This window comes from Serinicoccus hydrothermalis, assembly GCF_001685415.1.
Classification (GTDB): domain Bacteria; phylum Actinomycetota; class Actinomycetes; order Actinomycetales; family Dermatophilaceae; genus Ornithinicoccus; species Ornithinicoccus hydrothermalis.
Genome location: NZ_CP014989.1, coordinates 275,203 through 296,546 on the forward strand (window position 1 = coordinate 275,203; position 21,344 = coordinate 296,546).

The window sequence follows — 21,344 nt, forward strand, 5'->3', positions numbered from 1 at the left end:
GACCTCCGGTCCGGCACGGCTGCCCTGATCGGAAGGGAGAACCCGCACATGGATGTCCCCGGCTGGGTGTGGACCGCCACGCTGGTCCTCATCGCGCTCGTCTTCGCCTTCGACCTGCTGGTCCTGGGTCGTCGGCCGCACGAGCCGTCGCGGCGTGAGGTCTCGATCGCGCTCTCGATCTACGTCGGTCTGGCGCTGCTCTTCGGGCTCGGCGTGCTCGTCGCCTCGGGCGGTCAGCACGCGGCCGAGTTCTACGCCGGGTGGCTGATGGAGTACTCCCTGTCGATCGACAACCTCTTCATCTTCCTCATCATCATGGCCAAGTTCGGGGTGCCGCGGAAGTACCAGCAGTTCGCGCTCATGGTCGGCATCGTCATGGCGCTCGTCATGCGTGCGATCTTCATCCTCGTGGGTGCCGCGGCGATCGAGCGCTGGTCCTGGGTCTTCTACCTCTTCGGCGCCTTCCTCATCTACACCGCGGTCAAGCTCGCGATGGAGAACCTCGGGCACGACGAGGAGGAGGACGACTTCCAGGAGAACGCCGTGCTGCGCTGGGTGGAGAAGCGCTTCCCGGTCACCCAGTCGTGGGACGGTGGGACCAGGCTGCGGGTCGTGGAGAGCGGCAAGCGGGTCCTCACGCCGATGGCGATCGTCGTCCTCGCCCTGGGGACCACCGATCTGCTCTTCGCCCTCGACTCGATCCCCGCCATCTTCGGCCTGACGCAGGAGCCCTACCTCGTGCTCATGGCCAACGTCTTCGCCCTCATGGGTCTGCGTCAGCTCTACTTCCTGCTCGGCGACCTGCTCAAGCGGTTGGTCTACCTGGGGCTCGGGCTCGCGGTGCTGCTGGCCTTCATCGGCGTGAAGCTCATCCTGCACGCCATGCACGAGAACGAGCTGTCCTTCATCAACGGCGGGGAGCACCTCGGCGTGCCCGACGTGCCGATCTGGCTCTCGCTGACGGCGATCGTCGTCATCCTGGGGGTCACCGCCCTCGCGAGCCTGGCGAAGTCCCGGCGCGACGCGGCCCGGGGCATCGTGCGCGAGGGCGACGAGGCCAACCTCGACATCAACGAGGTCGGCCTGTTCGGCTCGCAGCACCACCGCGGGCACCGGGACGACGAGGAGCAGGAGCGGAGCGACTCCTCGGCGCTCACCCGGGAGCGTCCCGAGCAGCGCTGACCTCGGCGGACCTCGGCCGCCCGAGCACGGCGATGCTGGCCAGCACGACCAGCCCCATGCCGACGAGCTGGTCCGCCCCGAGCACCTGCCCCAGGATCAGCAGACCGGCCAGCGCCGCCGCCGCCGGCTCGAGGCTGAGCAGCACCCCGAAGGTGCCGGCCGCGAGGTGCCGCAGCGCCAGCAGCTCGAGGCTGTAGGGGATCGCCGAGGACAGCAGCGCGATGCCCAGGCCCCTGGCGAGGGCCTCCGGCTCCCAGAGCGCCGACCCGGCGGTGAGGAGCCCGAGCGGCAGGGTCACGACGGCGCCGAGGGCCATGCAGATCGCGATGCCGTCCAGACCCTCGAAGCGGGCGCCGGTGCGACCGCTGAGCACGATGTAGGCGGCCCACAGGGCACCGGCCAGCGCGGCGAGCAGGATGCCGACCAGGTCGAGGTCGGCCCAGGGGGTCGTGAGGGACTCGGAGATGAGGACCACCCCCACCAGGGCCGCCAGGACGGCGACGCCGTCGCGAGCCCGGCGGGACAGCGCCGCGGCCAGGGCCAGGGGCCCGAGGAACTCGATCGTCACCGCCACACCGATCGGCAGCCGGGCGAGGCTGCCGTAGAAGGCCAGGTTCATGCAGGTCAGCGCTGCCGCGAACAGCCCCACGGTGCCCCAGTCGGCGGCGCTGCGACCACGCAGCCGCGGCCGCACGAAGACCCACAGCAGCGCGGTCGCCAGCGTGAGCCGCAGGGCCACCGAGCCGACGACCCCGACCGCGGGCAGGAGCGTCGCGGCGAGGGCGCCGCCGAACTGCACCGACACCACGGCCAGGAGGACCAGGACGACGGGGTTCGCGCGGGCGCGCGAGGAGGTGCTCACCAGCCGCGTTCGCGCCACTCGCCCAGGGACGGCCGCTCGGCGCCCAGCGTGGTGTTGTCCCCGTGGCCGGGCAGGACGACGGCGTCGTCGTCGAAGACGGCGAAGACGCGGTTCTCCAGGTCGTCCATGAGCGAGGTGAAGTCCTGGGCTCCCGTCGTCCTGCCCGGCCCGCCGGGGAACAGGCTGTCACCGGTGAAGAGCAGCGTGGTCGTCCGGTCGGCGGCCGTGCTGAGAGCCAGCGCGATCGACCCCGGGGTGTGCCCGCGCAGGTGCACGATGTCCATGACGAGGTGGCCCACGCGGACCGTGTCGCCGTCGTGCAGGCGCCGGTCGACGGGGACCGGGAGCCCGTCGGCGTCGGCCGCGCCGGCCAGGACCGCTGCCCCGGTCTGCTCGACGACGTCGGCCAGCGCGCGGTGGTGGTCCCAGTGCCGGTGGGTGGTGAGGACCGCCTCGAGCGCCCGGCCGGGCGACCGGTCGTCCTCCTCCAGGAGACGCAGGATCCGCTCCCCGTCGTCCGCCGCGTCGATGAGCAGCCGGGCGCCCGTGGCGGTGCAGGTGATGAGGTAGACGTTGTTGTCCATCTCGCTCACGCTGCACTTGCGCACCACCGCAGGGCCGAGGTCGTAGGTCCAGGTCTCACCACCGGGGGTGACGTGTCCTCGCAGGTCAGTGGGTCTCACCAGGCGATTCTAGGCGGCTCCGTCCGATCAGGCGGTGAGCGGGCGGTCGCTCGCCCGGATGGGTGAGGGCAACGTGGTGCTCCCGCTGAGGTAGCGGTCGACCGTCGCCGCGCAGGCACGTCCCTCGGCGATCGCCCACACGATGAGGGACTGGCCGCGTCCGCAGTCACCGGCCGCGAAGACCCCGTCCAGCGGCGTGGCGAAGGAGTCGTCCCGCTCGTAGGTGTTGCGGGGCGTGCGGGGCAGGGACTCGGCGGGCGCCGCCTGCTCGTCCGGCCCGACGAAGCCCATGGCGAGCAGGACCAGCTCGGCCGGGATCTCCCGCTCGGTGCCCTCGACCGGGACGAAGCGTCCGTCCGTGAACTCGCCGTCGACCATGACCAGCGCGCGCACCCGGCCCTCGTCGTCACCGAGCACCTCGAGGGTGGAGACGCCGTAGTTCCGGTCCCCGCCCTCCTCGTGCGCCTCGGTGACCTTGTAGAGCATCGGGTAGGTGGGCCACGGCTGGGCCTCGGGACGCTCGGTCGGGGGAGTGGGCATGATCTCCAGCTGGAGCACCGAGGCCGCACCGTGGCGGTGGGCCGTCCCCAGGCAGTCCGCGCCGGTGTCGCCGCCGCCGATGATGACCACGTGCTTGCCGGAGGCGTCGATGCCGCGCTCGCCACCCAGCGCCTCCTTGTTGGCGGGCACGAGGAACTCCATGGCCGGGTGCACACCGTCCAGGTCCGCGCCGGGCACCTGCAGACCGCGGGGGACGGTCGAGCCGGTCGCGAGGACGACGGCGTCGAAGCGCTCGCGCAGCTGCTCCAGCGACTCGTCGTCCGGGCCGTCACCGCCGATGGTCACGCCGGTGATGAAGCGGATGCCCTCGCCGCGGAGCTGCACGAGGCGGCGGTCCAGGACCGCCTTCTCCATCTTGAACTCGGGTATGCCGTAGCGCAGCAGCCCGCCCACGGCGTCGGACCTCTCGTAGACGACCACGGTGTGCCCGGCCCGCCCCAGCTGCTGGGCGGCGGCCAGGCCGGCGGGCCCCGACCCCACGACGGCGACGGTCCTGCCGCTGAGCCACTCCGGCTCCTGCGGGGTGACGCGCCCGTTGGAGAAGGCGCGGTCGATGATCGAGACCTCGATCTGCTTGATCGTCACTGGCGGCTGGTTGATCCCGAGGACGCAGGCCGTCTCGCACGGGGCCGGGCACAGCCGTCCGGTGAACTCCGGGAAGTTGTTGGTCGCGTGCAGCCGCTCGATGGCGTCGGCGAAGTTCGCCCGGCGCGTGTGGTCGTTCCACTCCGGGATGAGGTTGCCGAGCGGGCAGCCGGTGTGGCAGAAGGGGATGCCGCAGTCCATGCAGCGGCTCGCCTGGCGCTGCAGGACCGACGTCGCCTGCTCGCCGTGCACCTCCTCCCAGTCCATAATGCGGACCGGGATGGGCCGGGTGGGGCGGTTCTCCCGCTCGCGGTGGGTCAGGAAGCCTTTGGGGTCAGCCATGAGAGTCCTCCAGGATGAGCTGCCAGGCGTGGGGGCCGTTGGGGTCGTCGCCGCGTTCCTCGGCCTCGCGGCGGATGCGCAGGACGCTGGCGTACTGGCGGGGGGTGACGGCGGTGAGGCGCAGGGCCCAGTCGGGCTCGTCGAGCAGGGACCGTGCGACCGAGCTGCCGGTGAGCTCCACGTGCTCCTCGAGGAGCGCCCGCACCGTGTCGAGGTGCTCGGTCTCCGCCAGCGGGGTGAGGAGCAGGTCGCCGTTGGCCATCGCCAGGGGGTTCATCCTGCCCCGGTCCAGGTCCAGGACGACGGCGGTGCCGCCGGACATCCCGGCGCCCAGGTTGCGTCCGGTGCGTCCCAGGACCAGGGCCATCCCGCCGGTCATGTACTCCAGCGCGTGGTCGCCCACGCCCTCCACGACCGCGGTGGCGCCGGAGTTGCGGACGCAGAAGCGCTCGCCGACGAGACCTCGGACGTTGACCTGGCCGGCCGTCGCGCCGTAGCAGATGACGTTGCCGGCGATGACCTGGTCGGTCGCGACGAAGGGGGAGTCCTCCGGGGGCCGGACCACGATGCGCCCGCCGGACAGACCCTTGCCGACGAAGTCGTTCGCGTCACCGACCAGGCGCAGGGTGATGCCGCGGGGCAGGAAGGCCCCGAGCGACTGACCGGCCGAGCCGGTGAGGGTGAGGTCGATCGTGCCGTCGGGCAGTCCGTCCGGCCCGGCGCTGACGGTCACGTGATGACCCAGCAGCGTGCCGACGGTCCGGTTGACGTTGGTGATGGGGAAGCTGCCGGAGACGGCGGTCCCCTCCTCCAGCGCGGGCCGCGCGAGCTCGATGAGCTGGTTGTCCAGGGCGGCGGCGAGGCCGTGCTCCTGCTGGGTCGTGCAGCGGCGCGCGGCACCCTCCGGGATCTGGGTGAGGTTGAGCACCGGTGCCAGGTCGAGCCCGTCGGCCTTCCAGTGGTCCACCGCGCGGGAGGTGTCGAGCAGGTCGGCACGGCCGATGACCTCCTCGAGGCTGCGGTAGCCCAGCCCGGCGAGCAGCTCACGGACCTGCTGGGCGATGAACTCGAAGAAGGTGACGACGTACTCGGCCTTGCCGGTGTAGCGCTCGCGCAGCTCGGGGTTCTGGGTCGCGATCCCGACCGGGCAGGTGTCGAGGTGGCACACCCGCATCATGATGCAGCCGGACACCACGAGCGGGGCGGTCGCGAAGCCGAACTCCTCGGCCCCGAGCAGGGCCGCGACGAGGACGTCCCGACCGGTCTTGAGCTGCCCGTCGCACTGCACGACGATCCGGTCTCGCAGGCCGTTGAGCAGCAGCGTCTGCTGCGTCTCGGCCAGGCCCAGCTCCCACGGGGTGCCGGCGTGCTTGAGCGAGGTGAGCGGGCTCGCCCCGGTGCCGCCGTCGTGGCCCGAGATGAGCACGACGTCCGACTTCGCCTTGGACACGCCCGCCGCGACCGTCCCGACGCCGATCTGGCTGACCAGCTTGACGTGGATGCGCGCCTTCGGGTTGGCGTTCTTGAGGTCGTGGATGAGCTGCTTGATGTCCTCGATCGAGTAGATGTCGTGGTGCGGCGGCGGTGAGATGAGGCCGACGCCGGGCGTCGAGTGCCGGGTGCTCGCCACCCAGGGGTAGACCTTGCCCGGGGGGAGCTGGCCGCCCTCGCCCGGCTTGGCCCCCTGGGCCATCTTGATCTGGATGTCGTCGGCGTGCACGAGGTAGGGGGACGTGACCCCGAAGCGTCCGGAGGCGACCTGCTTGATGGCGGAGCGTCGCTCCGGGTCGAGCAGCCGCTCGACGTCCTCGCCGCCCTCGCCGGTGTTGGACTTGCCGCCCAGCCGGTTCATCGCGATCGCGAGGGTCTCGTGCGCCTCCTGCGAGATCGAGCCGTAGCTCATCGCGCCGGTGGCGAACCGCCGGACGATGTCGCTGACCGGCTCCACCTCGTCGACGTCGACGGGCTCGCGGTCCGGCTGCAGCCCGAACAGCCCGCGCAGGGTCATGAGGTCGGCGGCCTGGTCGTCCACGAGGTCGGTGTACTGCTTGAAGACGTCGTAGCGACCCTGCCGGGTGGCGTGCTGGAGGCGGAAGACCGCCTCCGGGCTGAAGAGGTGCGGGGGACCCTCCCGGCGCCACTGGTACTCGCCGCCGATGTCCAGCGCCCGGTGGTAGGGCGGGATGCCGGAGAGCGGGTAGGCCACCGCGTGCCGGCGCCGGACCTCCTCGGCGATGACGTCCAGGCCGACGCCGTCGATCTGGCTGGTCGTGCCGGTGAACCAGCGCTCGACCACGTCCTTCGACAGCCCGACGGCCTCGAAGGTCTGCGCCCCGCGGTAGGACGCGATGGTCGAGATGCCCATCTTGGACATGACCTTGAGGACACCCTTGCCCAGCGCCTTGATGAGCTGCGCGATGGCCACGTCCGGGTCCAGCCCGTCCAGCAGCTGGCCGGCGGAGCAGAGGTTCTCGACCGTCTCCATGGCCAGGTAGGGGTTGACCGCGGCGGCGCCGTAGGCCACCAGCAGGGCCACGTGGTGCGTCTCGCGGACGTCGCCCGCCTCGACGAGCAGCCCCACCCTGGTCCTGGTGTTGTTGCGCACCAGGTGGTGGTGGACGGCGCTGGTGAGGAGCAGCGAGGGGATGGGCGCGCGCTCCCGGTCGGCGTGGCGGTCGGAGAGGACGACGAAGAAGGCCCCGGCGGCGATGGCCTCGTCCACCTCCGCGCAGATCTCCTCCAGCCGCTGCTCCAGGGACTGGGCCCCGCCGTCGACCCGGTACAGGCCGCGGACGACCACGGCCGCGAACTCCGGGTGCTCACCCTCGACGTTGATCCGTCGCAGCTTGGCGAGCTGGTCGTTGTCGATGACGGGGAAGGGCAGGACGACCTGCTTGGCGTGCTGGGGGGTCTCGGAGAGCAGGTTGGGCTCGGGCCCGCTCGAGCTGCCCAGCGAGGTGACGATCTCCTCGCGGATCGCGTCCAGCGGCGGGTTGGTCACCTGGGCGAAGGCCTCGACGAAGTAGTCGAACAGCAGGCGCGGCCGGTCGGACAGGGCCGCGATCGGGGTGTCGGTCCCCATGGCGCCGAGCGGCTCGGCCCCCGCCTGCGCCATCGGGGCGAGGATGATCCGCAGCTCCTCCTCCGTGTAGCCGAAGATCTGCTGCCGGCGGGTCACCGAGGCGTGGGTGTGGCGGACGTGGACCTGGGTGGGGAGCGAGTCCATGTGGACCAGCTGCTGGTCGAGCCACTCCCGGTACGGCTGTGCCGCGGCGAGGTCCTTCTTCACCTGGGTGTCGTCGAGGATCTCCCCGGCCTCCAGGTCGACGAGGAACATGCGCCCCGGGGCGACCCGTCCCTTGCGGGCCACCTTCTCCGGGGGGATGGGCAGCAGCCCGGACTCCGAGCCGAGGACCACCATGCCGTCGTCGGTGACCCAGTAGCGGGAGGGACGCAGACCGTTGCGGTCCAGGACGGCCCCGACCTGCGTGCCGTCGGTGAAGACGAGGTTGGCCGGGCCGTCCCAGGGCTCCATGAGCATCGAGTGGTACTCGTAGAACGCCCGGACGTCGGGGTCCATGGTGTCGTCGTTCTCCCACGACTCCGGGATCATCATGAGCACGGAGTGGGGCAGGGACCTGCCCCCGAGGCTCAGGAGCTCCAGGACCTCGTCGAAGGTCGCCGAGTCGCTGGCGTCCGGCGTGCAGATGGGCAGGGCGTCCGCGAGGTCCCCCGGGAAGAGATCGCTGCTGAGCTGGGACTGCCGGGCGCGCATCCAGTTGCGGTTGCCCTTGACCGTGTTGATCTCGCCGTTGTGCGCGATGACCCGGTAGGGGTGGGCGAGCGGCCACGAGGGGAAGGTGTTGGTGGAGAAGCGCGAGTGCACCACGGCGAGCGCGCTGGTGTAGCGCTCGTCGGTGAGGTCGGGGAAGTAGGCGGGCAGCTGGTCGGTCGTGAGCATGCCCTTGTAGGTGATCGTGCGCGTGGACAGCGACACGGGGTAGGCGGTCGTGCGGCGCTCGATCCGCTTGCGGGCGAGCCAGACCCGCCGCTCCAGCTCGATCCCCTCCTCGTCGGGGCGCTCCTCGCCCGCGCCGACGACGAGCTGACGCATCACCGGCATGACCGACAGCGCGGTCGGCCCGATCATGCTCGCGTCGACCGGCACCTCCCGCCAGCCGAGGACGCTGAGGCCGGAGGTCTGCACGATCTCCTCGACCTGCGCCGCGACCTCGTCCGCCTGGCCGTCGCCCGGGAGGAAGACGATGCCGACCGCGTAGCGACCCGGGTCCGGCAGCGCGAAGGGGAGCTCCTCACGGAGGAAGGCGTCCGGCACCTGGGTGAGGATGCCCGCGCCGTCACCGGTGTTCTCCTCGCTGCCCACCGCACCGCGGTGGTCCAGGTTGTGCAGGGCGGTGAGGGCCTGGGCCACGATGTCGTGCCGGGCCGAACCGTCCAGGCGCGCCACGAAGGCCACACCGCAGCTGTCGTGCTCGTGGGCACCGTCGTACAGCCCGTCCGGGGCGGCACCGGGCACAGGACGCAGAGCAGCGGCGGTCGGGACGATCGTCTCTGTCATGGGATCACCGGTTTCGGGGACGGGGCCGTGCCGGGGAGGGGTGGCAGCGACCGAGGCTCGGGACGGGGCATGCTGACCCTGCGCGAATTTCATGCAGAGGCCAGCATACCTATGCAGTTGCCCTGACGGAAAAGCCGCGCGGCACGGGGTGTGTCAGTCTCGCGGCCTACAGTGGGGGTCGTGCCATCCTCGCCTCCTTCGTCCGCCGTGTCACGCGCCCGGCACGACCGTCTGGTCGTCCAGGGTGCGCGTGAGCACAACCTGCGCGACGTCTCGGTCGACATCCCCCGGGACGCCCTCATCGTCTTCACCGGGCTCTCCGGCTCCGGCAAGTCTTCCCTGGCCTTCGACACCATCTTCGCCGAGGGCCAGCGGCGCTACGTCGAGTCGCTGTCCGCCTACGCCCGCATGTTCCTGGGGCAGATGGACAAGCCGGACGTCGACTTCATCGAGGGGCTGTCGCCCGCGGTCTCCATCGACCAGAAGTCGACCAACCGCAACCCCCGGTCGACCGTGGGCACCATCACCGAGGTCTACGACTACCTGCGGCTGCTGTATGCCCGGGTGGGCCGACCCCACTGCCCGGTCTGCGGCGAACCGGTGGAGCGGCAGACCCCGCAGCAGGTCGTGGACCGGCTGCTCCAGCTGCCCCCGGGGGTGCGCTACCAGCTGCTGGCCCCGGTGGTGCGCGGCCGCAAGGGCGAGTTCGTCGACCTCTTCGCCGAGCTCCAGGCCAAGGGCTTCGCCCGGGCGCGGGTGGACGGCGAGCTCGTCTCCCTCAGCGACCCCCCGACCCTGGAGAAGCAGCGCAAGCACAGCATCGAGGTCGTCGTCGACCGGCTCGTGAGCAAGGTGGGCGAGGCGACCGAGGGGTCGGCCACCCCGCCGGTGGACCGGGCCTACGCCCGGCGGCTCACCGACTCGGTCGAGACCGCCCTCTCGCTCGCCGGCGGCATCATGGTGGCCGAGTTCGTCGACGCCCCCGCCACCCCGGGAGAGAAGGCCGGCTCAGGGCGGGAGGCGCCCGTGGACGAGTCCGGCGAGCCGCTGCCCCGGGAGCGGCGCTTCTCCGAGCGGATGGCCTGCCCCAACGACCACCCGCTGTCGATCGACGAGGTCGAGCCGCGCTCGTTCTCCTTCAACAGCCCCTTCGGCGCCTGCCCGGAGTGCACCGGCATCGGGGTGGAGCTCGAGGTGGACCCCGAGCTCGTCGTCCGCGAGGACCTCAGCATCCTCGGCGGCGCGCTGGTGCCCTGGTCGACGGCCTCGGGCCTGAGCGACTACTTCCTCCGGGTGCTCGGGGGTCTGTCCGACGACCTCGACTTCCGCCTCGACGTGCCGTGGAAGCAGCTGCCCGGTCGGGCGCGGGACGCGATCCTGCAGGGCTACAAGCACAAGGTGCACGTCCGCTACCGCAACCGCTTCGGTCGCGAGCGCAGCTACTCCACCGGGTTCGAGGGCGTGCTGCCCTACGTCAAGCGCAAGCACGCCGAGACCGAGTCCGAGAGCAGCAGGGAGCGCTACGAGGGCTTCATGCGCGAGGTCCCGTGCCCCGCTTGCAAGGGCGCCCGGCTCAAGCCGGAGATCCTGGCCGTCCTCGTGGGGGGTCGCAGCATCGCCGAGGTGTGCGCCCTGCCCATCGACCAGTGCGCCGAGTTCCTCGCCTCCGTCGACTACACGGAGCGGGAGGCCGCCATCGCCGGGCAGGTGAGCCGCGAGATCGACGCCCGCCTCGGCTTCCTGCTCGACGTGGGTCTGGACTACCTCTCGCTCGACCGCCCGGCGGGGACCCTCTCCGGTGGCGAGGCCCAGCGCATCCGGCTCGCGACCCAGATCGGCTCGGGCCTGGTCGGCGTGCTCTACGTCCTGGACGAGCCCAGCATCGGCCTGCACCAGCGGGACAACCGGCGCCTCATCGAGACGCTCACCCGGCTGCGCGACCTCGGCAACACACTCATCGTGGTGGAGCACGACGAGGACACCATCGCCACCGCGGACTGGGTCGTCGACATCGGTCCCGGTGCGGGCGAGCACGGCGGCCACGTGGTCCACAGCGGCCAGGTGAAGGACCTCCTGACGCATCCCACCTCCCTCACCGGGCAGTACCTCTCGGGCCGCAAGGCCATCGAGACGCCGCCGCAGCGACGCCCGCAGGACGGTCGCGCCGTCACGGTCCGCGGGGCGCGCGAGCACAACCTGCAGCAGATCGACGTCGCCTTCCCGCTCGGCAACCTCGTCGCGGTCACCGGGGTCAGCGGCTCGGGCAAGTCCACGCTGGTCAACGACATCCTGTACCGCGTCATGGCCAACCAGCTCAACGGTGCCCGTCACGTCCCGGGTCGGCACCGCAAGGTGGAGGGCCTGGACCAGCTGGACAAGGTGGTGCACGTCGACCAGAGCCCCATCGGCCGGACGCCGCGGAGCAACCCGGCCACCTACACCGGGCTCTTCGACCACATCCGCAAGCTCTTCGCGACGACGACCGAGGCGAAGGTGCGCGGCTACCAGCCCGGTCGCTTCTCCTTCAACGTGAAGGGAGGCCGCTGCGAGGCCTGCTCCGGCGACGGCACGCTCAAGATCGAGATGAACTTCCTGCCGGACGTCTACGTCCCCTGCGAGGTCTGCCACGGCCGGCGCTACAACCGGGAGACCCTCGAGGTCCACTTCAAGGGACGCACCATCGCCGACGTGCTGGACATGCCCATCGAGGAGGCGGCCGAGTTCTTCTCCGCCGTGCCGGTGATCGCCCGGCACCTGACCACCTTGGTCCAGGTGGGCCTGGGCTACGTTCGGCTCGGCCAGCCCGCGACGACCCTGTCCGGGGGAGAGGCGCAGCGGGTCAAGCTCGCCGCCGAGCTGCAGAAGCGCTCGACCGGACGCACCATCTACGTCCTGGACGAGCCCACGACCGGCCTGCACTTCGAGGACATCCGACGCCTCCTCGGGGTCCTGCAGGGCCTGGTCGACAAGGGCAACACCGTGCTCGTCATCGAGCACAACCTCGACGTCATCAAGTCGGCCGACTGGGTGCTCGACCTGGGCCCGGAGGGCGGCCGGGGCGGTGGCCGGGTGGTCGCCGAGGGTACCCCCGAGCAGGTCGCCCGGGTGGAGGCGAGCCATACTGGTCGTTTCCTCGCGCCGGTGCTCGGTCTGGATCGGAGGTCCACCGCATGAGCTCACCCCACCACCCCAGCCCGGACCCCTCGTGCGCGGGCGGGGCCTGCCCCGGCGGCACGACGCGGCGTCGGCTGCTGACCACCGGTGGCGCCGCTGCGGCGGCCGCCTCGCTCGCGGCCTGCGGCCCGGGCGGCACGCAGGAACCTGCCGCCTCCGGGTCGTCCGGCAGCGACGACGCCACGACGGGCACGGGGACGGCTGCGGCGGGGGAGACGAGGGTCCCGCTCGCCGACGTCCCGGTCGGCGGCAGCACCTACCTCGACGCGGAACAGCTCATCGTGGCCCAGCCCACCGAGGGCGAGGTGGTCGCCTACGACGCCACCTGCCCGCACCAGGGGTGCATGGTCTCCGGCACCGGGGAGGACGGCGCACTCGTGTGCCCCTGCCACGGCAGCACCTTCGCCAGCGAGGACGGCTCCGTGCTCTCGGGGCCGGCCACCACCGGCCTCACCACCGTCGAGGCACGGGTGGAGGACTCGGACGTCGTGATCAGTGGCTGACCCGCAGTCCTACCGGCCCCGTCCCGGGGAGATCCCGACCGACCCGGGGGTCTACCGGTTCCGGGACCAGCACGGGCGGGTCATCTACGTGGGCAAGGCCAGGTCCCTACGCTCCCGGCTGACCTCCTACTTCCAGGACCTCTCGGCCCTGCACCCCCGCACCCGGCAGATGGTGACCACGGGGGCCCGCGTCGACTGGACCGTCGTGCGCAACGAGGTGGAGGCGCTGCAGCTGGAGTACTCCTGGATCAAGGAGTTCGACCCGCGCTTCAACGTCAAGTACCGCGACGACAAGTCCTACCCGTACCTCGCCGTGACCATGGGCGAGGAGTTCCCCCGGGCCCAGGTCATGCGCGGCAAGAAGCGCACCGGCACCCGCTACTTCGGCCCCTACACGCACGCCTGGGCCATCCGGGAGACGCTGGACACGTTGCTGCGGGTCTTCCCGGTGCGCACCTGCTCGGCCGGCGTCTTCCGCCGCGCCGGCCAGGTGGGGCGGCCCTGCCTGCTCGGCTACATCGACAAGTGCTCCGCCCCGTGCGTCGGGCGGGTGGACCCCGAGGAGCACCGGCGCATCGCCGAGGACTTCTGCGCCTTCATGGCCGGGGACAGCGCGAGGTTCGTCAAGGACCTGGAGGAGCGCATGCGGCGCGCGTCCGCCGAGCTGGACTTCGAGACCGCGGCCCGGCTCCGCGACGACGTCGGCGCCCTGCGCCGCGCCCTGGAGCGCTCCGCGGTCGTGCTCCCGGACGCCACCGACGCCGACGTGTATGCCCTCGCCGACGACGAGCTCGAGGTCGCGGTCCAGGTGTTCCACGTCCGCGGCGGCCGGATCCGGGGTCAGCGCGGGTGGGTCAGCGAGAAGGGCGCCGAGGACCTGCCGGACATCGTCGAGCACCTGCTGCAGCAGGTCTACGGCGGCGAGCGGGGGGACGAGGTGCCCCGCGAGGTGCTCGTGCCCGTGCTGCCCAGCGGTGACGCGGACGTCGCCGCGTGGCTCGGCGGGCTGCGCGGGTCGCGGGTCTCGGTCCGGGTGCCGCGCCGGGGCGACAAGCGCACCCTCATGGAGACGGTGACCCGCAACGCCGAGCAGGCGCTGGCCCGGCACAAGGTGGCCCGCTCCGGGGACCTCACCCTGCGCTCCCAGGCCCTGCAGGAGCTGCAGGAGGTGCTGGAGCTCGACGACGCCCCGCTGCGGATCGAGTCCTTCGACATCAGCCACGTGCAGGGCAGCGACGTGGTCGGGTCCATGGTCGTCTTCGAGGACGGTCTGCCGCGCAAGGGGGAGTACCGCCGCTTCATCGTGCGCCAGGGCACGGGGGACGACACCGCGGCCATGCACGAGGTGCTGACCCGCCGCTTCCGCCACCTGTCGCACGCGCCGGCACCGGGTGCCGACGAGGACGGCCGGCCGGCGAGGTTCGCCTACCCCCCGAACCTCGTGGTCGTCGACGGAGGGCTGCCGCAGGTCCGGGCCGCGCAGGCGGCGCTGAGCGAGGTGGGCGTCACCGACGTCACCGTGGTGGGGCTGGCCAAGAGGCTGGAGGAGGTCTGGAGCGCCGACAACATCGACGGGTTCCCGGTCGTGCTGCCCCGGACCAGCGAGGCGCTCTACCTGCTCCAGCGGGTCCGCGACGAGGCGCACCGCTTCGCCAACACCTTCCACCGGCAGCGGCGGTCCCGCAGCATGACCACGAGCGCGCTGGACGGCATACCCGGCCTGGGCCCGGCACGGCAGCAGGCGCTGCTCCGCCACCTGGGCTCGGTCAAGGCGGTCCGGGCCGCCACCGTGGAGGAGCTCCAGGAGGTTCCCGGGGTCGGTCCGTCGCTGGCGGCCGTGGTGCACGAACGGCTCGCGGGCGATAACCTCACCCCGGCGGTTAACCTGAGCACCGGAGAGGTGCTCGAGTGAGTCCGGCAGAGCCCGGGGCGGCGGACCGGCACCCGGGACCGGATGGGAGGACGGACGTGACGGCACGGCGCACCGACCTGGGCGAGCAGCCGCCGGCACCGCCCGGTGCGGTGGGCCGCTCCGACGTCGTCATCCTCACCGGGATGTCCGGGGCGGGACGGACGACCGCCGGGGACGTGCTGGAGGACCGCGGCTGGTACGTCGTGGACAACCTCCCGCCGGCCATGATCGTGCGGCTCATGGACCTCACCGCGGACGACCCGCAGCGGCAGCGGGTGGCGGTCGTCGCCGACGTCCGCAGCCGCGACTTCACCAGCGAGCTCGCGGGGGCGCTGCACACCCTGGGGGAGCGGGGCTGGCGGCCGCGGGTCGTCTTCGTCGACTCCTCGGACGAGTCGTTGGTGCGCCGCTTCGAGGCGGTCCGCCGACCGCACCCGCTGCAGGGCGAGGGGCTGCTGCTCGACGGCATCCGCCGGGAGCGCCGGATGCTCGGCGACATCCGCTCCGACGCGGACCTCGTGCTCGACACCTCCAACTACAACGTCCACGAGCTGGCGGCCAAGATCGACTCCCTGCTCGCCGGGGATGCCGACGTCAAGCTCCGCTTCGCGGTCATGGCCTTCGGCTTCAAGTACGGCATCCCGCTGGACGCCGACGTCGTCCTCGACCTGCGCTTCCTGCCCAACCCCTACTGGGACCCGGAGCTGCGCCCCCACACCGGCAAGGACGCCCCGGTCCGCGAGTTCGTCCTCGGTCAGGACCTGGCGCAGGACTACATCCGGCACGCCGAGCAGCTGCTGCGCACCGCGGTCCGGGGCTACCTCGCCGAGGGCCGGCGCTACGTCACCGTGGCCGTCGGCTGCACCGGCGGCAAGCACCGCTCCGTGGCCACGGCCGACGAGCTCGCCCGGCGGCTGGCCGACCTGCAGGAGCTGGACGTCCAGATCTCGACCTTCCACCGGGACCTGGGGCGCGAGTGAGCGGGCGACGGGTGGTCGCGCTGGGTGGCGGGCACGGCCTGTCCGCCTCGCTGCACGCGCTGCGGCACCTCACCGAGGCGATCACCGCGGTGGTCACCGTGGCCGACGACGGTGGCTCGAGCGGCCGGCTCCGGCAGGAGTTCGACATCCTGCCTCCCGGCGACCTACGCATGGCCCTGGCGGCGCTATGCGAGGACACGGCCTGGGGGCACCAGTGGTCGGCGGTCCTGCAGCACCGCTTCCGCGGGGCCGGCGAGCTGTCCGGTCACGCCCTGGGCAACCTGCTCATCATGGCCCTCTGGGACCTCCGGCCGCACGAGCAGGTGCGCGGTCTGGACCTCGTGGGCCGTCTGCTCAACACGCGAGGGCGGGTGCTGCCGATGGCGCTGGACCCGCTCGACATCGAGGCCCAGATCGAGCAGCCGGGTGGGTCCGGCACCGCGCTGCTCACGACCGTGCGTGGTCAGTCGACGGTCGCCGCCCACCCCGGCACGGTCCGGTCGGTCCGCCTCATCCCCGAGGCGCCGCGCGCCTGTCCGGAGGCCCTGGAGTCGATCAAGCTCGCCGACCTCGTGGTCCTCGGCCCCGGCTCGTGGTTCACCTCGGTCATGCCGCACCTCCTCGTGCCCGAGCTGCGCCAGGCGCTGTGCGACACCCCGGCCCGGCGCATCCTCACCCTCAACGTCAGCCTGAGCGACGACGAGGCCAGCGGCTACACCCTCGCCGAGCACGTGGCCGCGGTCGCGACGCACGCCCCCGACCTGACCTTCGACCACGTCATCGCCGACCCCCAGGTCGCGCGCACCGACGCCGAGCGGGCGGCCCTGGAGGCCGCGGTCGCGGGGGTGGGCGCCAGCCTCGTGCTCACGACCGTCGGCAAGCAGAACCACCCAGGGGTCCACGACACCCTGCGCCTCGCGGCGGCCTACCGGGACGTCATGGCGGAGCAGGGGCTGTGAGCGCGGCAGCCCCGCCAGAGGGTAGCCTTCCGGGGTCCTCGGGGGACCGGACCCCGGGGAGCGCGACCGGCCGACCGAGGAGGATGACTGCCGTGGCGATGACCGCGAAGGTCAAGGACGAGCTGAGCCGGCTCCCCGTCACCCGCACCTGCTGCCGCAAGGCGGAGGTCTCGACGATGCTGCGCTTCGCCGGGGGGCTGCACATCGTGGGCGGACGCATCGTCATCGAGGCCGAGCTCGACACCGCGCAGAGTGCCCGCCGGCTGCGCACCTTCATGGCCGAGGTCTACGGCTCCAGCAGCGAGCTCATGGTCCTGAGCCCCGGCGGGCTGCGCAAGCAGACGCGGTACGTCGTGCGCGCCACCTCCGACGGGGAGTCGCTGGCCCGCCAGACCGGGCTGATCGACCACCGCGGTCGCCCCGTGCGGGGCCTGCCGCCGCGGGTCGTCGGTGCGGCTGTCTGCGACGCCGAGGCCGCCTGGCGCGGTGCCTTCATCGCCCACGGCTCCATCACCGAGCCGGGCCGCTCGTCGGCGATGGAGGTCACCTGCCCCGGCCCCGAGGCGGCCCTGGCGCTGGTCGGAGCGGCCCGCCGCCTGGGCATCCAGGCCAAGGCGCGGGAGGTGCGCGGGGTCGACCGGGTGGTGATCCGGGACGGCGACGCCATCGGGGCGATGCTCACCCGGCTCGGGGCCCACGACGCCGTCCTCGCCTGGGAGGAGCGCCGGATGCGCCGCGAGGTGCGGGCCACGGCCAACCGGCTCGCCAACTTCGACGACGCCAACCTGCGCCGCTCGGCGCGGGCCGCGGTGGCGGCCGGAGCCCGCGTGGAGCGCGCCATGGAGATCCTCGGCGACGACGTCCCGGACCACCTCCGGGTCGCCGGCACCCTGCGTCTGGAGCACAAGCAGGCCAGCCTCGAGGAGCTCGGCCAGCTGGCCGACCCCGCGATGACCAAGGACGCGGTCGCCGGACGCATCCGCCGGCTGCTCGCCATGGCCGACAAGCGTGCCGAGGAGCTCGGGATCGAGGGCACCGAGGCCAACATCACCCCGGACATGCTCGAGGACTGACGCCACGTCATACCGATGTGGTGCGGGCCTGCACCTGCCGCTAGGTTGGGGGGAGGACGACGGCGTCTGACACGGGCGGTGCGCATCCGGCGGGCCGCCGACCAACCATCGAGGAAGGGTTTTCATGACCGTTCGCGTAGGGATCAACGGCTTCGGGCGCATCGGCCGCAACTTCATGCGGGCCGTGCTGGCCTCCGGGGCGGACGTCGAGATCGTCGGCGTCAACGACCTCACCGACAACGCGACCCTGGCCCACCTGCTCAAGTACGACTCGATCCTCGGACGGCTGGACGGCGAGGTGACCAGCTCCGAGGACGAGATCAGCGTCGACGGCAAGGCGTTCAAGGCGTTCGCCGAGAAGGACCCGACCGCGCTGCCCTGGGGCGAGCTCGGTGCCGACGTCGTGGTCGAGTCGACCGGCATCTTCACCGACGCGACGAAGGCCAAGGCCCACCTCGACGCCGGTGCCAAGAAGGTCGTCATCTCCGCGCCGGCCAAGAACGAGGACATCACCGTCGTCATGGGCGTCAACGAGAAGGACTACGACCCGGCGACCCACGACATCATCTCCAACGCCTCCTGCACCACGAACTGCCTGGCGCCGATGGCCAAGGTCCTCAACGACGAGTTCGGCATCGTCAAGGGCCTCATGACGACCATCCACGCCTACACCGCCGACCAGAACCTCCAGGACGGACCGCACGGCGACCTGCGCCGCGCCCGCGCCGCCGCGCTCAACATCGTGCCGACCAAGACCGGTGCCGCGCAGGCGGTCGCACTGGTGCTGCCCGAGCTCAAGGGCAAGTTCGACGGGTATGCCCTGCGCGTCCCGGTCCCGACCGGCTCCGCGACCGACCTCACCTTCCAGGCCTCGCGCGAGGTCACCGTGGAGGAGGTCAACGCCGCGCTGAAGAAGGCGGCCGACGGCGAGCTCAAGGGCATCCTCACCTACACCGAGGACCCGATCGTCTCCAAGGACATCGAGACCGACCCCGCGTCCTGCATCTTCGACTCCGGGCTGACCAAGGTCATCGGCGACCAGGTCAAGGTCGTCGGCTGGTACGACAACGAGTGGGGCTACTCCAACCGCCTCGTGGACCTCGTCGAGCTGGTGGGCAGCTCGCTCTGATGCGGACGATCGATCAGCTCAGCGACGAGCTCGGCGGGCTGGCGGGTCGCACCGTGCTGGTGCGCAGCGACCTCAACGTGCCGCTCGACGGGCAGGAGATCACCGACGACGGACGCGTCCGCGCCTCGGTGCCCACGATCACCCGGCTCGCACGCGAGGGCGCCCGGGTCGTGGTCTGCGCCCACCTCGGCCGCCCCAAGGGCACGCCGGAGGCGAAGTACTCCCTGGCCCCGGTGGCGACCCGCCTCGACGAGCTCCTCGACGACGACATCACCGTGTCCTTCGTCGAGGAGACGGTCGGGGACCGCGCCACCGCCGCGGTGCAGGCCCTGGCGGACGGCGACGTCCTCGTCCTGGAGAACCTCCGGTTCAACCCCGGCGAGACGGCCAAGACGGACGAGGAACGTGCCGACTTCGCGCAGGCGCTGGCCGCCCTGGCCGACGCGTTCGTCTCCGACGGCTTCGGCGTGGTCCACCGGGCCCAGGCCTCGGTCTACGACGTGCCGCGGCTCCTGCCGCACGCCGCCGGCGGGCTCGTCGTCTCCGAGGTCGAGGTCATGCGCGCCCTGCGGGAGGACCCGCGCCGCCCGTATGCCGTGATCCTCGGCGGCGCCAAGGTCAGCGACAAGCTCGGCGTCATCGAGTCGCTCATCACCGTGGCGGACCGGCTGCTCATCGGCGGCGGGATGGTCTTCACCTTCCTCAAGGCCCAGGGCCACGAGGTCGGCACCAGCCTGCTGGAGGAGGACCAGGTCGACACGGTCAAGGGCTACCTCGAGACCGCCGCCGAGCGCGGCGTCGAGATCGTCCTGCCCACCGACGTGGTCGTGGCCGACGCCTTCTCCGCGGACGCCGCCCACGAGGTCGTGCCCGCGGACGCCATGCCGGCCGACCGGATGGGTCTGGACATCGGCCCGGACTCCGAGGAGCTCTTCGTCGGTCGGCTGGCCGATGCGCAGACGATCTTCTGGAACGGCCCCATGGGGGCCTTCGAGATGGAGCCCTTCGCCGGGGGCACCCGAGCCGTGGCGCAGGCCCTCGTCGACCGGACCTCCGAGGGTGCCCTCACGGTCGTCGGCGGAGGGGACTCCGCCGCCGCGGTCCGGGACTTCGGGCATACCGACGACGACTTCAGCCACATCTCCACCGGCGGTGGGGCGAGCCTGGAGTACCTCGAGGGCAAGGACCTTCCCGGACTGTCGGTGCTGGAGGACTGAGATGGCGACACGGACCCCGCTGATGGCGGGCAACTGGAAGATGAACCTGGACCACCTGCAGGGCACCCACCTCGTGCAGAAGCTCGACTGGACCCTGCGCGACGGACGGCACGACCACGCGGCCGTCGAGGTGGTCGTGCTGCCACCCTTCACCGACCTGCGCTCGGTGCAGACCCTCGTGCAGGGCGACAAGCTCGCGCTGCGCTACGGCGGTCAGGACCTCAGCCCGCACGACGAGGGGGCCTACACCGGCGACATCTCCGGCGCCTTCCTCGCCAAGCTGGGGTGCACCTACGTCGTCGTGGGCCACAGCGAGCGGCGCGAGGGGCACGAGGAGTCCGACGAGCTCGTCGGGGCCAAGGTGCGCGCCGCGCTGCGGCACGACCTCACGCCGATCCTGTGCGTCGGGGAGCCGCTCGACGTGAGGCAGGCCGGGACCCACGTGGAGCACGTCGTCGCCCAGCTGCGGGCCGCCCTGGGCGATCTCGACGCGGAGCAGGTCGCCCGCGTCGTCGTCGCCTACGAGCCGGTCTGGGCCATCGGCACCGGCGAGGTGGCGACGCCCGACGACGCGCAGGAGGTCTGCGCCGCGATCCGGTCCACCGTCGAGGAGCTGGTCGGCAGCTCCGTCGCCGACGGGCTCCGGGTGCTCTACGGCGGCTCGGTCAAGCCGGGCAACGTCGCCGAGATCATGCGGCGCCCGGACGTCGACGGTGCCCTGGTCGGCGGGGCGTCGCTGTCGGTGGACGACTTCGCCGCCATCTGCCGCTACCAGCAGCACGCCGGCGCGACCGGCTGACACCCGTGCCCTCGTCGGCGCGGCCCTGCCGCGTCGGTTAGGCTGTCTGGTGCCCCTGCGGGTCCGGGGCACCAGACCTCTCGCCCGTTCGACGACAAGGTGTGCCCACGTGGAGTTCGTCCGCTGGTTCCTGGACGCCCTGCTGGTGATCACCAGCTGCTTCCTGGTGCTGCTGATCCTGATGCACAAGGGCCGCGGCGGTGGCATGTCCGACATGTTCGGGGGAGGCATGAGCAGCAGCCTGGGCGGCAGCTCGGTCGCGGAGCGCAACCTCAACCGCATCACCGTGGCGATGGCCCTGGTGTGGGTCTCGGTGATCGTCGGCCTCGGGGTGCTCGTCCGCTTCAGCTGAGCTCGCCTCACCCCGGTGGGGGAGGTATGCCGGTGCGCCGGGGTAGGGTGTCCCCGTCCGCTGCAGGTCGGTGCCGAAACGAGGCAAGACATGGTCAACACCAACGCCATCCGTGGCTCGCGCGTGGGGTCCGGCCCCATGGGGGAGAGCGAGCGCGGGGACGCCGCACCCCGGGTCCGGGTCAGCTTCTGGTGCGCGCACGGTCACGAGACCCGGCCCAGCTTCGCCCAGGACGGCGAGGTCGAGGTCCCGGACGTCTGGGACTGCCCCCGGTGCGGCCTGCCGGCCGGCCAGGACCGCACGACCCCGCCGGAGGCCCCGCGGACCGAGCCCTACAAGACGCACCTCGCCTACGTGAAGGAGCGCCGTAGCGACTCCGACGGCGCGGCCCTGCTCGACGAGGCCCTCGCCCGGATGCGGGAGCGGGGGGTCGGGGGCGGCGGTCGCTGACT

General features: G+C 72.0%; 16 protein-coding genes. 12 read left to right on the plus strand and 4 right to left on the minus strand.

Annotated elements, in window-relative coordinates; all coding sequences use genetic code 11:
- Positions 1-48 precede the first annotated feature (48 nt).
- The gene (locus tag SGUI_RS01235; protein WP_237141420.1) at positions 49-1,182 is read left to right on the plus strand and encodes a TerC family protein; all 1,134 of its coding nucleotides are present in this window, start codon (positions 49-51) and stop codon (positions 1,180-1,182) included.
- On the opposite strand, the gene SGUI_RS01240 is transcribed toward SGUI_RS01235, so the two are convergent.
- Genes SGUI_RS01240 through gltB form a run of 4 tightly spaced genes read right to left on the minus strand, consistent with a single transcriptional unit; the run spans position 1,154 to position 8,794 of the window.
- Positions 1,154-2,047, minus strand: coding sequence for an EamA family transporter (locus tag SGUI_RS01240; RefSeq protein WP_066642517.1), 894 nt, complete (start codon positions 2,045-2,047; stop codon positions 1,154-1,156). The genes SGUI_RS01235 and SGUI_RS01240 overlap by 29 nt on opposite strands.
- On the minus strand, positions 2,041-2,727 hold the full coding sequence (locus SGUI_RS01245) for an MBL fold metallo-hydrolase (RefSeq protein ID WP_066635244.1): 687 nt from the start codon (positions 2,725-2,727) through the stop codon (positions 2,041-2,043). Before SGUI_RS01245 ends, SGUI_RS01240 begins: the two co-directional genes overlap by 7 nt.
- A 27-nt stretch (positions 2,728-2,754) precedes the next feature.
- A complete protein-coding gene (locus tag SGUI_RS01250; protein WP_066635248.1) occupies positions 2,755-4,215 on the minus strand; it encodes a glutamate synthase subunit beta in 1,461 nt (486 codons plus the stop codon).
- Positions 4,208-8,794, minus strand: a complete 4,587-nt coding sequence (gene gltB / locus SGUI_RS01255; RefSeq protein ID WP_202816596.1) for a glutamate synthase large subunit — start codon at positions 8,792-8,794, stop codon at positions 4,208-4,210. The genes SGUI_RS01250 and gltB overlap by 8 nt, the downstream gene beginning before the upstream one ends.
- A 171-nt stretch (positions 8,795-8,965) precedes the next feature.
- On the opposite strand from gltB, the gene uvrA reads away from it, so the two are divergent.
- From uvrA to SGUI_RS01310, 11 genes are all read left to right on the plus strand, one after another.
- Positions 8,966-11,968 (plus strand): excinuclease ABC subunit UvrA, encoded by a 3,003-nt coding sequence (gene uvrA / locus SGUI_RS01260; protein ID WP_083190408.1) that lies wholly within the window; start codon positions 8,966-8,968, stop codon positions 11,966-11,968.
- On the plus strand, positions 11,965-12,471 hold the full coding sequence (locus tag SGUI_RS01265; RefSeq protein WP_083190409.1) for a Rieske (2Fe-2S) protein: 507 nt from the start codon (positions 11,965-11,967) through the stop codon (positions 12,469-12,471). The genes uvrA and SGUI_RS01265 overlap by 4 nt, the downstream gene beginning before the upstream one ends.
- Positions 12,464-14,383: an excinuclease ABC subunit UvrC gene (uvrC, locus tag SGUI_RS01270; RefSeq protein ID WP_066635253.1), complete on the plus strand. Its 1,920-nt coding sequence runs from the start codon at positions 12,464-12,466 to the stop codon at positions 14,381-14,383. Before SGUI_RS01265 ends, uvrC begins: the two co-directional genes overlap by 8 nt.
- A gap of 56 nt (positions 14,384-14,439) precedes the next feature.
- Positions 14,440-15,363, plus strand: coding sequence for an RNase adapter RapZ (gene rapZ, locus SGUI_RS01275; protein ID WP_083190410.1), 924 nt, complete (start codon positions 14,440-14,442; stop codon positions 15,361-15,363).
- The gene (locus SGUI_RS01280) at positions 15,360-16,322 is read left to right on the plus strand and encodes a gluconeogenesis factor YvcK family protein (RefSeq protein WP_066635256.1); all 963 of its coding nucleotides are present in this window, start codon (positions 15,360-15,362) and stop codon (positions 16,320-16,322) included. The genes rapZ and SGUI_RS01280 overlap by 4 nt, the downstream gene beginning before the upstream one ends.
- 92 nt (positions 16,323-16,414) lie before the next feature.
- Entirely contained in the window at positions 16,415-17,395 is a 981-nt protein-coding gene (whiA, locus tag SGUI_RS01285; RefSeq protein ID WP_066635259.1) for a DNA-binding protein WhiA, read from the plus strand.
- Positions 17,396-17,519: 124 nt separating this feature from the next.
- The gene (gene gap, locus SGUI_RS01290) at positions 17,520-18,524 is read left to right on the plus strand and encodes a type I glyceraldehyde-3-phosphate dehydrogenase (protein WP_066635262.1); all 1,005 of its coding nucleotides are present in this window, start codon (positions 17,520-17,522) and stop codon (positions 18,522-18,524) included.
- Positions 18,524-19,741 (plus strand): phosphoglycerate kinase, encoded by a 1,218-nt coding sequence (locus SGUI_RS01295; RefSeq protein WP_066635264.1) that lies wholly within the window; start codon positions 18,524-18,526, stop codon positions 19,739-19,741. The genes gap and SGUI_RS01295 overlap by 1 nt, the downstream gene beginning before the upstream one ends.
- 1 nt (position 19,742) lies before the next feature.
- Entirely contained in the window at positions 19,743-20,540 is a 798-nt protein-coding gene (tpiA, locus tag SGUI_RS01300) for a triose-phosphate isomerase (protein ID WP_066635267.1), read from the plus strand.
- A 109-nt stretch (positions 20,541-20,649) separates the two neighbouring features.
- A complete protein-coding gene (gene secG / locus SGUI_RS01305; RefSeq protein WP_066635270.1) occupies positions 20,650-20,892 on the plus strand; it encodes a preprotein translocase subunit SecG in 243 nt (80 codons plus the stop codon).
- 90 nt (positions 20,893-20,982) lie between these two features.
- On the plus strand, positions 20,983-21,342 hold the full coding sequence (locus SGUI_RS01310; protein WP_066635273.1) for an RNA polymerase-binding protein RbpA: 360 nt from the start codon (positions 20,983-20,985) through the stop codon (positions 21,340-21,342).
- Positions 21,343-21,344 lie beyond the last annotated feature (2 nt).

Coding starts and splice junctions, on each gene's coding strand:
- SGUI_RS01235 (WP_237141420.1), top strand. CDS start 49: ATGGATGTCCCCGGCTGGGTGTGGACCGCCACGCTGGTCCTCATCGCG.
- SGUI_RS01250 (WP_066635248.1), bottom strand. CDS start 4,215: ATGGCTGACCCCAAAGGCTTCCTGACCCACCGCGAGCGGGAGAACCGC.
- gltB (WP_202816596.1), bottom strand. CDS start 8,794: ATGACAGAGACGATCGTCCCGACCGCCGCTGCTCTGCGTCCTGTGCCC.
- SGUI_RS01265 (WP_083190409.1), top strand. CDS start 11,965: ATGAGCTCACCCCACCACCCCAGCCCGGACCCCTCGTGCGCGGGCGGG.
- gap (WP_066635262.1), top strand. CDS start 17,520: ATGACCGTTCGCGTAGGGATCAACGGCTTCGGGCGCATCGGCCGCAAC.
- SGUI_RS01295 (WP_066635264.1), top strand. CDS start 18,524: ATGCGGACGATCGATCAGCTCAGCGACGAGCTCGGCGGGCTGGCGGGT.
- tpiA (WP_066635267.1), top strand. CDS start 19,743: ATGGCGACACGGACCCCGCTGATGGCGGGCAACTGGAAGATGAACCTG.
- SGUI_RS01310 (WP_066635273.1), top strand. CDS start 20,983: ATGGTCAACACCAACGCCATCCGTGGCTCGCGCGTGGGGTCCGGCCCC.